Below are 13,022 nucleotides of genomic sequence, written 5' to 3'. Positions count from 1 at the left end.
CCATTCTAAAACTGACTCATCATGAAAAATGGTCATTTTCTTGCAAAGAGAAAGGATTATCTAGTTCGCTGACAATCCTTTGACAACATACAATTCAAGCAGTCCCGCAATTGTCTCTTTATCAAGCGGGGGGTGTTGTTTTTCCCAGTCAAAAATGAGCGCGATATAAAGCTTCAGCATCACAAAGGCTGTCAGCTCAGGGTCGCACGGCTTGATTGCGCCGCTTTTGATCCCGTCTTCAATCTTACTTTTGATATAAGACAGTATGGCTCGCTCCATTTTCTGGATCACTTCCTGAACAGCCATTGTACCAATCTCGGCATTCTCTTGGAAAATTTTAATCGTCAGCTGATGTGTTTTCCTGAACTCCAGAATGGCAAACAGCGCTCTGTGCACATTTTCATGGAACGGAAGGTTCGGCTCCATCGCTTCATCCGCTTTTTGCTTCATTTCCTTTAATAAAGTAGTGAAAATCTCGTCAAACAGCTCTTCTTTGTTTTTGAAAAAAGTATAAATGGTTCCCTTCCCCACGTTCGCAAGTTTTGCGACAAGATCCATTGTCGTCGCTTTATACCCGAACTGCGTGAAAGACTTTGTAGCCGCCTCCAAAATGAGCTTTTTTCGATCTATTGACATTGTATTCACCTCGAAACTGACCGTTTGAACATTTTAGTCATTAAGTACATATGCAAATGTATCATAACCTTCCGTTCAATTCAATCATTTTTTTACACAATATTGCCATTGCACATCAAAAAACCTCCGCGATAAAGCGGAGGTTTTAGCTGAATAAATAGGTAAGCGCGTCAGACACGGCAGCTTTTCCTTGATCAATGCAGTCGGGAATGCCGACACCTTCGAAAGAAGCGCCTGTCATATAAACACCCGGATACGCAGATGCAAGTGCTTCACGCAGCTCCTTGATACGCTGCTTATGGCCGACATGGTACTGCGGCATGCTTTCATGCCATCGGGTGACACATGTCATTTCCGCCTCGCCGTTTATGTTCATGACTTTCTTTAAGTCTTCTAACACAATGTTGATAATGTCATTATCTGATAGATCGACAATGGATTCGTCTCCGGCTTTTCCGACATATGCCCGAAGCAGCGTTTTGCCTTCCGGCGCTGCGTGCGGCCATTTTTTATTCGTCCACGTACAGGCTGTGATCGCAAAGTCACTGTTTCTTGAAATGACAAAACCCGTGCCCTCATGCTCCATTTGGACGGAGCCTTCAGGGAAACCTAAAGCGACGTTTGCCACGGATGTGGAGTGCATATTTTTCAAATGAGAAATGGCAGGAAGCTCAGAAAGCATTCCCGCAGCCGCTTTATGCGGAGCAGTCACAATTACTGAATCAGCATCAAGTGTGACGCCGTTATCCAGTTCGAGCGAATAGCCAGAGCCGCTATGGCTGAGTTTGGTCACTTTTGTGCCTTTATACACCTTCGTCAACTCTAACTGCTTTTCGATCTCTTCTACGAGGGTCTGCAAACCGGTTGACAGAGTCTGGAACTGCCCTTGTTTTTTTGCCGTCAGCTGCTGGCCTGAGCCTTGAGGCCTTGTTTTTTTCATGCCGAGAATCAGGCTTCTATGTTTTTGTTCCGTCTGGTAAAATTGCGGGAATGTCGACATCAGGCTGAGCTTGTCAATGTCGCCTGCGTAGATCCCTGAGAGAAGCGGCTCGATTAAGTTCTCGACCACTTCATCTCCGACACGTCTGCGGAAGAATTCTCCCAATGACTGATCATCCTTTGTTTTGCTTGCAGGCAGGATGAAATCCATAGCAGCTCTCGCCTTCCCGGACAAGGAAAACAGACCCGTAGAAACAAACGGCGCAATTTTTGTCGGTATCCCCATTACAGCGCCCTTCGGCATTGGATGCAGGGTGCGGTTTACAAGCACATAGGATTGTCCAGTCGCATTGTTGACAAGCAAATGCTCAAGACCTAAGTCTTTAACAAGCTGCGGGGCGCTTTTCTTTCGTTCCAGAAATGAGTCTGGCCCTCTTTCGATGATATAGCCGTCTTTCTTGACAGTCTGGATTTTCCCGCCGACTCTCGGACTTGCCTCAACAAGTGTCAGCTCAAGCGGCAGATTCTTTTCTTTGATTTCTTTTTCCATATAGAAGGCGGCGGCTAAACCGGTAATGCCGCCGCCGATGATGACTACATGTTTTTTGCCGTCACTCATGTTCATCGCCTTCTTTAACATCCTAATTTTTTTAATACGACTGTTGCCAAAGCATCAATAAATTCAGGCTTGGCATTTGGCATTTCCGGCCGGTAATAGCTTGCGCCGATATCGTCAGTAACCACTTTGCATTCATAATCATTATCATAAAGCACTTCTAAGTGATCCGCGACAAATCCAACAGGAACATATACAAATGCTTGATAGCCTTTTTGTTCGAATAAATCACGTGTTAAATCCTGAACATCGGGTCCGAGCCAAGGATCAGGCGTGTTCCCTTCACTTTGCCAGCCGACAGCATATTCGGAAACGCCTGCGCCTTCAGCAATCAATTTCGCCGATTCATGCAGCTGGTCCGGGTACGGGTCTCCAAATTCTTTGATTTTTTCTGGCAGGCTGTGTGCGGATACGATAAGCATTGCGTTTTCTCTTTCATCCTCAGGCATTGACGCATATGTTTCCTTCACTCGGTCAACCCAATATGTCACGAACTTCGGTTCATCGTACCAGCTTTCAACTGACGTAATCGTTAAGCCGCCGAGTTTTTCAGCCTCTTCTTTGGCACGTTTGTTGTAGGACTGAACGCTGAACGTGGAGAAATGTGGCGCCAGCACGATGCTGACTGCTTCTGTAATGCCATCCTTATGCATCTCTGCTACGGCGTCTTCAATAAACGGCTCGATATGCTTCAGTCCGATATACGCTTTAAACGTAATCTCATCCTGAATTTCATTCAAGTGCTGTTCCAGATTATGCGCCTGCTCTTCTGTGATTTTGGCAAGCGGTGAAATGCCGCCAATCGCTTCGTATCTGTCTTTCAAATCTTGAAGCATTTCAGGTTCAGGCTTTCTGCCTCTTCTGATATGTGTATAATAACGTTCAATATCTTCTTCCTTATAAGGCGTGCCGTACGCCATCACGAGAAGCCCCATTTTCTTTCTACTCACTGTTTACACCCTCTTTAATGATCTGATACAAACATTTTGACAGGATATCATTAAGATACCAAAAGATATGCTTAGGAATATTGACCCATTTTTTTGTTTTGTGAATATTCATGGACAAATGCTGTCAGTTTTTTCAAAACCTCGGGACTGACGTCAGGAAATACCCCATGGCCAAGATTGAAAATGAAGCCGTCTGATTTCATACCCTGATCAAGTATTTCCTTTGTTTTCTTCTCAATGACTTCCCATGGCGCAAGCAAAATGGACGGGTCCAGGTTGCCCTGCACTGTTTTAGTAATTCCTTTTGATCTGGCTTCATCAATGCCGAGTCTCCAGTCAAGCCCGACAACATCGAGAGGAAGGTCATGCCAATCACCTGCAAGATGGCTTGCGCCAACGCCAAACATGATCAGCGGCACATTCTCCTTTGCGAGCTCTGAAAAAATCCGGTTCATTACGGGTTTGATGTATGTTCTGTAATCTGCCTGATTCAATGCGCCGACCCACGAATCAAAGATTTGAATCGCTTTTGCGCCTGCCTCAATCTGCGCTTTCACGTACACGATGATCATGTCGGCAAGCTTGGACATCAGCAGATTCCATGCATCCGGCATGCTGTACATGAAGGCTTTTGTTTTATTGTAGTTTTTCGACGGGCCGCCTTCGATCATATAGCTTGCAAGCGTAAAAGGCGCACCTGAGAAACCGATGAGCGGGACGTTCAGCTGCTCATTGACAAGCAGTTTAATTGTCTCAAGCACGTACGGCACGTCCTGTTTCGGATCAATTTGGCCGAGTTTTTCAATGTCCGCCAGAGACAGGATTGGCTGATCAATCACAGGACCGATCCCGTTTTTGATTTCAACATCCACACCAATTGACGGCAGCGGCGTCATGATATCTTTATAAAGGATTGCAGCATCGACTCCGTATTGCTCAACCGGCAGTCTTGTGACATACGCACAAAGTTCGGGCTGATGGGTGATCTCAAACAATCCGTACTTTTCCTTCAGCTTGCGGTATTCCGGCTGTGAGCGCCCTGCTTGCCTCATATACCACACAGGCGTGTGATCCGCTTTTTCTCCCCGCGCAGCTTTTAAAAACGTCTCGTTAAACGTTTCTCGTTTACTCATCTGATTTCCACCTTTCATACGGCAACCATACGTTCGTATTTCTTGACTTATTACACTATACCTTGTTTTAGGCAAATGGTATAGAAATGTAGCTCAAAGTTCAAAAAATCGCCGAATTCCATTAAGAGGAAAACAATTTTGGCTGAACGTAATCGGTTCCTTCCCCTTCTCTTTTTGTCTGTGTATTATAAGGCACAATTTTATAAGACGCGCCCGAAAATAAGTTGGCATAAGGAATTTCATAGCTTCCCTTCCCTTCAACCGAATCAAGAAGCGTCTCCTTGCCGTCCTTGTTTACATAAATTCTGTATACGGCCCGATCATCCTCTTGAGCGTCCCACTTTAATTCAATAGTAAAGAGCCCCGCTGCTTTAAATGTGTAATCGGCTGTGAGTGTTTTGACCGGCTTCAGCTCAATCGGGCTTTCCAGTTCTTTAACGTTTTTAGGCTTTGTGAACACATAACCGGTTTCTCCTGCCTGTGTCAAAATATCCTTAAACAGCCGCGTCGGGTATGAGCTCCCGGCTTTCAAATAATGGCTTTGATCCGTTTTGTCATAGCCCATCCAGACTGCCCCGGTTATTTTCGGCGTATAGCCTGCAAACCAGGCGTCCTTTGTCGCGCCGGAGACGCCTGTATAAGATGTAGAACCTGTTTTTCCCGCCAGGTCCCCGTGATAGGTGCCGGACGTGGCCGTTCCCTTTTTGACTACCTGCTGCAGCATTCTCGTCATATTCCAAGACGTCTGCTTGCTGAAAACCCGCTTTCCTTCCTCTTTATGATCGGCTATTGTTTCTCCGTCTTCATCTATTATGCTCGAGATAAAGAAGGGTTCAGTATACGTTCCATTCGCGGCAAATGTATGAAACGCGCCGGCAAGCTGGAGCGGCGAAACGCCTTTTTCCAAGCCGCCTAGAGCAAGAGCAAGGCCTTCATCAGGGATATCAATGCCATTTGCTTTCAAATAAGATTTTCCTGTTTCGACGCCGATCTCATTCAGCGTCCAGACAGCCGGCGCGTTTTTGCTGTACGTAATGGCGTCAGACATAGTGACTTCGCCCTCATACCGGCTGTCGTAGTTTTTCGGCGTATAATCTCCGTAGGACTGCAAGTCATCCTTCAATAGAGAATATGGCTTAAATTTCTTTTCCTGCATCGCCGGTCCGTATACGGCAAGCGGCTTAAATGTGGAACCCGGCTGGCGGACAGCTGTGACACGGTTATATCCTTTGGATGTGTAATCCCTTCCGCCGATGGCCGCTTCTACACCGCCTGTCTTGTTATTAATAAAGACCGCGCTTCCCTCGGCATTCTGATCTGTTCCGGGATAATAGCTTCCCTCTTTCATCACCTGGTAAGCCGTCTTCTGCAGCTTCGAATCGAGCGGCACCTTGATCGTGTATCCGCCTTGAAGAAGCTGCTCTCCGGAAATGGAATACTTGTCTTCCGCCTCTTTGATCACAAGGTCAATGTAGCTGTCAAACCAAGGTGTTTCCGACTGTTTCTTCACGTGCAGTCCAAGCGTTCGGCCCTGTGCGGTGACAGCCTCTTTCGCACTGATATAGCCTTGGTCATTCATCATACCTAGAATTGTATCACGCCGCTCCTTATTTTTATCAGGGTGCAAAATCGGAGAGTACGTAGAAGGCGCCTTCGGAATAGCGGCCAAAACAGCGCCTTCAGATACAGTCAAATCTTTTACTTCTTTATTAAAATAATAGTGGGACGCCGCTTGTATGCCGTAGACCCCGTGTCCGAAGTAAAGCTGGTTCAAATACATTTCAAGCAGCTTGTCCTTGCTGTAATCCCGTTCAAGATTGATCGCAATGATCACTTCTTTTGTTTTTCTTAGAAATGTTTTGTCATGTGTCAGAAAAATATTTTTGGCAAGCTGCTGGGTGATCGTGCTTCCGCCTTCCACCTTTCCGCCTGCTAATATATCGCGATACACTGCCCTTCCGACAGATTTTGCATCAATGCCGTGATGCTCATAGAACCTTTTATCCTCAACAGCGATAAACGCTTCTCTGACCTGCTTTGGAATCTCATTGATCGAGACCGGCTCGCGATTTTCTGTATACAGGCTTGCAACCTCATCTCCGTTTTGATCAACAATTTTTGAAGAAGCATGAAGAATAAGCTTTTTTTCATCTATGACATAATGGCCGAGAAAAATAATTGAAATATATCCTATTAAAGCGAGAAAAGCAGTTAACACTAAAATAATGATAGGTATAAAAAGTTTCTTTTTCTTTATCTTAAACATGAACTCACCTCGCCTTTCTAAAGGTAGTATGGGAAAAATTGTTTGGAATTATGTTCGAAGCACTCGCCAATAGAAACTTATACCATTGTTTTGATATACTAGCAAGCAGGAGGTGGCTGATATGAAGGTTTATATTACATATGGGACAGCCGATTTTTTAAAAACGATCGTAGAGAAGCATCCCTCAGAAAATATCCTTTTGATGCAGGGGCAGGAAAACGCCATTTTGATTCATGAAACAAACGGAGATACCGTTTTCCAGGCACCACACGCTTATGAAGTCATTGACCAAGTCGGAGAGATTATGCATCCCGGTTTTGCAGTATTGAACAATATTGCCGTCACTCAGGAAGGGCGTCCGCTGTTTGAAAACAGATTTAAAAACAGAGCGGGAAAAGTCGAAAACGAGCCTGGCTTTGAAGCCATTCGAGTGCTCCGTCCGCTTGACAGTGACACCTATGTCATTCTGACCTTGTGGGAAACGGAAAGCGCCTTTCAAGACTGGCAGCAGTCCGGTTCTTACAAAGAAGCCCACAAAAAACGCGATACATCTGCCGGAATTGACACAACGTCCATCTTCTCCCGGCCTTCCTATGTCACCACATATTTCGCTGTCGAATAGCTGCCGGCATGTCCGGCAGCTTATTTTATTGGGAGGAAAGCAAAATGAAGCATACTTGCCCAGTCTGCGGGTTTAAGGGATTGGCTGAACCGCCATATGATCATGAAGGCAATCATTCTCATGAAATCTGCCCGTGCTGCGGTTTTCAGTTCGGATTTGATGAGTACGAGATGCAGCACGAGGATGGTTCATATGTAGAGCCATCGGAAAGCATCATCGCCTATAGAAAAAACTGGCTTGCTGAATTGTGCATCATTTTTTCTCCTGAATGCTTCCCAAAACATCAGCAAAAAGCGAATAGAGTATTAAGGCATCATCTGATTGAGCAGCTGAAACAAATCAATGTTCATCTTCCATCATAACCCTCCCCTCTGTCCCGGCACCTTCCGCCCGCCTATGAATAATCTGTAAGCGGAAGGAGTGATCGATGATGGAAGTCGGGATTTTGTCTGTCCATGTTCTGTATGTGTTTTTTATCGGTGCAATTATCCTATTTATGCTGCTGAGAAAAGACACGACATTTATTTCTCTATTCGGCATTTTTATCATATCGCTATGGGCCAGCCATTCACTTTCAGCTTCTGTCAGCAGTTTATTCCACAGCTTTATCTATGCGGCCGGCGAACTGCTGCCCACGATTTTCATCATTTGCTTTATCGTTTCGATGAGTGATTTGTTAACAAAAACAGGGATAAATGAAGCGATGATTTCTCCCTTTGCAAGCCTTGTGAGAGGGCCTGTGACTGCCTATTGGCTGATTGGAGGCCTGATGTTCGCCATTTCTCTCTTCTTCTGGCCTTCTCCGGGTGTCGCTTTAATCGGCGCCGTCCTGCTCCCCGCAGCCGCACGTGCCGGTTTGACGCCTCTTGCCGCGGCCATGGCCATGAACTTATTCGGACACGGTTTTGCCCTGTCAGGAGACTTTGTCATTCAGGCGGCGCCAAAGCTGACTGCGGATGCAGCAGGCATTCCAGTCGGTGATGTCGTCTCGGCCAGCATTCCGCTTGTGCTGATTATGGGTGTGACCACAACAACCGCTGCCTTTATCATGATTCAGCGCGAACGCAAAAAACAGGAGCATCCCGCTTCTTTTTCCCCCGTTCTTTCCGGCGAACAAGACAACTCGCTGTACTTGCCAAAACGCCTGCGGTCCATACTGGCTTTTTTGATTCCGCTTGCCTTTCTTGCAGATATCGCCTGCATGCTCTTGTTTAACCTACAAGGAAATGATGCCACCGCGTTAATTGGCGGGTCTGCAATCTGTATCCTCCTTACCGTTCATTTTTTCGTGTATAAGCATCAAGGGCTTGAAAAAATCACCGGCTATTTTATTGACGGATTTAAGTTTGGTTTTAAGGTTTTCGGCCCCGTCATCCCGATTGCCGCTTTCTTTTATCTTGGCGACTCAGGCTATGAGAGCATACTGGGCACTTCACTCCCTAAAGGTTCCCACGGCATTGTCAACGATCTTGGCATTGCTTTATCCCATATGATGCCTATGTCAAAGGAGCTTGCCGCCGCTGCATTAACTGCCGCTGGAGCCATAACAGGCCTTGACGGCTCAGGATTTTCTGGCATTTCTCTCGCCGGCTCCATCGCAAAGCTCTTTTCGTCCGCTCTCCATGCCGATCCCGCCATTCTGACCGCGCTCGGACAAATCTCTGCCATCTGGGTGGGCGGAGGAACACTGGTCCCATGGGCGTTGATTCCCGCGGCGGCCATTTGCAAAGTTGATCCTTTTGAGCTTGCCAGAAAAAACTTCATTCCCGTCGCGATTGGCCTTTTGGTGACAACCCTCGCAGCTGTGATGATGCTTTAAAACAGCATGAGTTGAAATATTCAGACTTTTTCTATACAATCATGGAAAACATAGAAAAGGGGGAAGCGGCTTTGTCCATATCCACACTGCAGAAAGAGATAAACAAACAGCTCGACGGCTGTTTTGAAGAAATGGTTGAGATCAGGCGCCATTTTCATATGTATCCTGAGCTTTCATTTCAAGAAGAAAAAACCGCCGCATTTATTGCTTCCTATTATGAATCGTTAGGAGTCCCAATCCGCACAAACGTTGGCGGCAGAGGGGTTTTAGCATATATAGAAGGAAGCGAATCCGGCCCTACAGTCGCTTTGAGGGCCGACTTTGACGCTCTCCCCATTCAAGATGAAAAAGATGTCCCTTACGCCTCCAAAGTGCCTGGTGTCATGCATGCATGCGGCCACGACGGCCACACCGCAGCTCTTCTCGCAGTGGCCAAGGTCCTTCACCAAAACAGACATGAACTGAAGGGAACATTTGTGATGATCCACCAGCATGCAGAAGAATATTATCCGGGAGGCGCAAAGCCAATGATCGATGACGGCTGCCTCGAAAACGCGGATGTGATATTCGGCACTCATCTTTGGGCAACTGAGCCGCTCGGAACTATTCTCTGCCGCCCCGGCGCCGTAATGGCGGCGGCGGACCGATTTACGATTAAAGTTTTCGGAAAGGGCGGCCACGGCGCTCATCCGCATGATACAAAAGACGCCGTCCTGATCGGTTCGCAAATCGTTTCCTCTTTGCAGCACATTGTCAGCCGCAAAGTCAATCCGATTCAATCCGCCGTCATTTCGACAGGCTCCTTCATCGCTGACAATCCGTTTAATGTCATCGCAGACCAAGCAGTACTCATCGGCACAGCGCGTTCTTTTGATGAAAATGTCCGGGACATTCTGGAGAAAGAAATTGAAGCGGTTGTAAAAGGAATATGCAGCATGCACGGCGCGTCCTATGAGTACACCTATGAACAGGGTTATCCGGCGGTTGTGAACCATCCTGCCGAAACGAGCCACTTGGTGAGCACCGCAAAGAATACCGAGGGCGTTCAGCAGGTCATTGACGGTGAACCGCAAATGGGCGGCGAGGATTTTGCTTATTACTTACAAAACGTGAAAGGCACTTTTTTCTTTACAGGTGCCGCTCCTGAACAGCCAGAGCGAGTCTTTTCCCACCACCATCCGAAATTTGATATCAACGAAAAAGCAATGCTGACAGCGGCCAAGGTCCTTGCCGGCGCTGCGATCACCTATCATCAGCTATAAAAAAACAGCCGGAGTGTTTATTCTCCGGCTGTTTCCTTTAATATCCTCAGATGAAAAACATGTCTTGCCGTTTCTCCAAGCTGAGCAAGCAGCTTATAATTGGCAATTCCGCCGACTGCCGCTCCTACGCCCGGCAAAAGCTGAAAAAGCTTCACGACGTCGATATAATCGCGATATTCCTGCTGGAACACTCTCCAGTCGATGCTCTTTTTCTCCGTCTCCCAATTTTCGATGACAGAAAAAAGCGATTTACGGCCATCGTCACTCGAAAATGCAAGCTGAAATACGAGCAGCAAAAACATCCTTTCTTGTGCATCCTTGACATCAAAGCCGTAAATGGAAGACAAGGTAAATAAACACTTCATCTTAATTGAAAGCAGCAGCGGAAAATCAGCAATGCCTAAAAAAATGCCGCCCGCTCCGGTGCCGACTCCCTCAGCAGCTGCCACTTTCTGATAAGAAACAATCGTTTTTTTCGCCAATTCGTTTTTTTCACTGAGCGACAGTGCGCTTGTATCCTTTTTATAAGTGATGATATTGGAGCCGGCCATTGTCGCTTCTACCATTTTTTTCACACTCTCGGTGACGACCGTATGGATTTTTTCAGGAATCCGTTCATTCACCTTCGTCTGCACACGCTTCGAAAAGCGTTCAAACATGGAACCCTTTCGCAAAAAATGCATTTTCCATTGCAAAGCTTCCTGCATCAGCAGCTGATTATCTGTCATTTGATTACCTCTTTTCAGTTCACAGCTTTCCGTGCTTTTTCAGCCTGGTTGTCATATAAGCAGGCAAAACAACAAAAATCAGAACGGCAGAACCGATCAGCGCGTACAGAAAACCGGTCAAGCCGGCTGCATAGGCAGATGCAACAGACATCAGCAGCGCTTGAATACTAAGTGCAGTTTTTAATAGAGAGAAATAGCTTTTCAGCTTTGTTTCTTTTTTCACAGGGTACAGCTCTTGAAGCGCCAGATGGTCAAAGTGGCCGAAGAGCGGCAGAAGCTGAATGCCCGTAATGAAAATGGCAAATACAGTCAAAACCGCTGCAATCAGTGGGCTAGCTGAGACATACATAATGATCAGCGCGAAAACGATCGTTAATCTTACAAGAATGCCCAAATAATCACTCGAACGCAAAAAGGCGCGGGTGAACATATAGGCAAATGTTTTGCGCTGTTCAAACGGCACAAGCCGCAGCAAAAAGTCGAGATAAGCTCTGCGTTTGGCTTGCTTTCGCAAATGCGGCACATCAGTAAACAGGTTGGCAATCCGATAGAAACGCTGCTTTCGTCTCAATTCGGACTCAATATGGCTTTCCCATTTAAAAGTTTTCCGTTTTGCTGCGGAAGACATATACAGATAAAGAACAGCCATAATGACATAGACGAGAAGCGCATACATATAAACAGATTGGAAAACAAAATAAAGAACGAGTGTATTCGCCGCAAAGCGAATGATGACGTCCATCCGTTTCATGCTGCGGTCGTTTTGGAAAGTCGTGCGCCATTCCATTACCTGATTCCACGCTTTCAGCAGCAACAGTTGGACAAAGACCGCGGCATACGATACGAGCGAAGCCCCCGGTGTGACTGCGAAATAAAGCGGCATCGCAACGATGCTCAGCGCAATAAGCGGAAACAGCTGAGACACATAGCTGTAGACAAACGCCTGCTTCAAGTAAGGCTCCATTTTTGCTTCAAGTGGCAATAAGAAAACAAGGTCAGCCTCCTTCAAAAGCGTTCGCACATAAGAGCTTGTCAACACGAGCGAAAACAGCACAGCCATCACCCAAAAGGACGGAAAGTGAGCGGGAATGTCCCGTATCCATTTGCTGTACCAGCTTGCAGCGCCCGCTAGAAAAAAAATCAAAACAATGACGAGGTGATCGTTGAGCATATATTTCATGTATGTTCTTGTTTCTTTGATATGCTCCTGCAGCCGCGACTGCCAAATATCAAGCATATTATTCATGGCCAGCGTCTTCCTTTGTAAGCTCAAGATACAAATCGTCCAGCGCCGCGTCCTTCATTCCAAACTGCTCTCTGAGCTCTGACAGCGTGCCGCGCGCCCGCACCTCGCCGTTATGTAAAATAATAAACGAATCGCAATAGCGTTCTGCCGTTGCCAAAATGTGTGTTGACATCAGTACGCTCGCCCCGCCTTTTTTCGCTTCATTCATCCGTTCAAGCAGCGCGTTAATGGCAAGCGGATCAAGCCCTAGAAAAGGCTCATCAATAATGTAGAGCGCAGGCTCTGCCAAAAATGCGCACATAATCATAACCTTCTGCTTCATTCCTTTAGAAAAATGGGCCGGGAACCACTTCAGCCTCTTTTCCATTCGGAATTCCTTTAGTAGCGGAGGCAGCCTTTTCTCCATCGTTTCTTTTGACAGTCCATATGCCATGGCTGTTAGTTCAAGATGCTCCATCAGCGTCAATTCTTCGTATAAAACAGGTGTTTCAGGTATATAGGTAAATTGTGAACGGTAGCCTTCCGGATCCTCAGCAAACGTTTTACCGTTTAATTCGATTGAACCTTTATGCGGGTCCATCAGCCCGATGATGTGTCTGATTGTTGTACTTTTACCAGCACCATTCAGCCCGATTAATCCGACAATTTGATTCGGTTCAAGGGTGAATGATACGTTTTTTAAAACCGGATTCCTTGTATATCCGCCGGTCAAGTCTTTTACCGATAGCAGAGACATAGTTTCTCCCCTTATAGTGTTTTTCTTCATAGTACCAAAAACAAGGCCTGATTTGAAACAATTCCCTTT

Annotated in this window: 11 protein-coding genes and 1 pseudogene; 4 read left to right on the top strand and 8 right to left on the bottom strand. The window is 46.4% G+C overall.

Annotation, left to right across the window (positions count from 1 at the left end; translation table 11 throughout):
- Positions 1-60: 60 nt before the first annotated feature.
- The 5 genes from NYE49_RS05560 to NYE49_RS05540 form a co-directional block, all read right to left on the bottom strand.
- The gene (locus tag NYE49_RS05560; RefSeq protein WP_014479348.1) at positions 61-636 is read right to left on the bottom strand and encodes a TetR/AcrR family transcriptional regulator; all 576 of its coding nucleotides are present in this window, start codon (positions 634-636) and stop codon (positions 61-63) included.
- A 145-nt stretch (positions 637-781) separates the two neighbouring features.
- Complete coding sequence (gene hemY, locus NYE49_RS05555) at positions 782-2,194, bottom strand: protoporphyrinogen oxidase (protein WP_047182369.1); 1,413 nt, start codon at positions 2,192-2,194, stop codon at positions 782-784.
- A gap of 14 nt (positions 2,195-2,208) precedes the next feature.
- Complete coding sequence (hemH, locus tag NYE49_RS05550; RefSeq protein WP_047182368.1) at positions 2,209-3,141, bottom strand: ferrochelatase; 933 nt, start codon at positions 3,139-3,141, stop codon at positions 2,209-2,211.
- 71 nt (positions 3,142-3,212) lie between these two features.
- Positions 3,213-4,274: a uroporphyrinogen decarboxylase gene (hemE, locus tag NYE49_RS05545; protein ID WP_047182367.1), complete on the bottom strand. Its 1,062-nt coding sequence runs from the start codon at positions 4,272-4,274 to the stop codon at positions 3,213-3,215.
- 121 nt (positions 4,275-4,395) lie between these two features.
- Positions 4,396-6,540 carry a transglycosylase domain-containing protein gene (locus tag NYE49_RS05540; protein ID WP_047182366.1) on the bottom strand — a complete coding sequence of 715 codons (2,145 nt, stop codon included), beginning with the start codon at positions 6,538-6,540 and terminating at the stop codon, positions 4,396-4,398.
- A 121-nt stretch (positions 6,541-6,661) separates the two neighbouring features.
- Here NYE49_RS05540 and hmoB point away from each other — a divergent pair, with 121 nt between their 5' ends.
- From hmoB to sndC, 4 genes and pseudogenes are all read left to right on the top strand, one after another.
- Positions 6,662-7,162 carry a heme-degrading oxygenase HmoB gene (gene hmoB, locus NYE49_RS05535; RefSeq protein WP_015483033.1) on the top strand — a complete coding sequence of 167 codons (501 nt, stop codon included), beginning with the start codon at positions 6,662-6,664 and terminating at the stop codon, positions 7,160-7,162.
- A gap of 44 nt (positions 7,163-7,206) precedes the next feature.
- Positions 7,207-7,524: pseudogene (locus tag NYE49_RS05530) on the top strand (hypothetical protein).
- A gap of 65 nt (positions 7,525-7,589) precedes the next feature.
- Positions 7,590-8,981: a hypothetical protein gene (locus NYE49_RS05525; protein ID WP_174616545.1), complete on the top strand. Its 1,392-nt coding sequence runs from the start codon at positions 7,590-7,592 to the stop codon at positions 8,979-8,981.
- Between the two features lie 71 nt (positions 8,982-9,052).
- Positions 9,053-10,243, top strand: a complete 1,191-nt coding sequence (gene sndC, locus NYE49_RS05520) for an N-acetyl amino acid acetylase SndC (RefSeq protein ID WP_047182364.1) — start codon at positions 9,053-9,055, stop codon at positions 10,241-10,243.
- A gap of 17 nt (positions 10,244-10,260) precedes the next feature.
- Here sndC and NYE49_RS05515 read toward each other — a convergent pair whose 3' ends face one another.
- Genes NYE49_RS05515 through ecsA form a run of 3 tightly spaced genes read right to left on the bottom strand, consistent with a single transcriptional unit; the run spans position 10,261 to position 12,953 of the window.
- Positions 10,261-10,971 carry an EcsC family protein gene (locus NYE49_RS05515; protein ID WP_047182363.1) on the bottom strand — a complete coding sequence of 237 codons (711 nt, stop codon included), beginning with the start codon at positions 10,969-10,971 and terminating at the stop codon, positions 10,261-10,263.
- A gap of 19 nt (positions 10,972-10,990) precedes the next feature.
- Positions 10,991-12,217 carry an ABC transporter permease EcsB gene (gene ecsB / locus NYE49_RS05510; protein WP_017695369.1) on the bottom strand — a complete coding sequence of 409 codons (1,227 nt, stop codon included), beginning with the start codon at positions 12,215-12,217 and terminating at the stop codon, positions 10,991-10,993.
- Positions 12,210-12,953, bottom strand: a complete 744-nt coding sequence (ecsA, locus tag NYE49_RS05505; protein ID WP_003233230.1) for an ABC transporter ATP-binding protein EcsA — start codon at positions 12,951-12,953, stop codon at positions 12,210-12,212. Before ecsA ends, ecsB begins: the two co-directional genes overlap by 8 nt.
- Positions 12,954-13,022: the final 69 nt, after the last annotated feature.

This window comes from Bacillus sp. FSL L8-0358 (assembly GCF_038593095.1).
Classification (GTDB): Bacteria; Bacillota; Bacilli; order Bacillales; family Bacillaceae; genus Bacillus; species Bacillus subtilis.
This window is presented reverse-complemented; position numbering and strand designations above follow the sequence as displayed.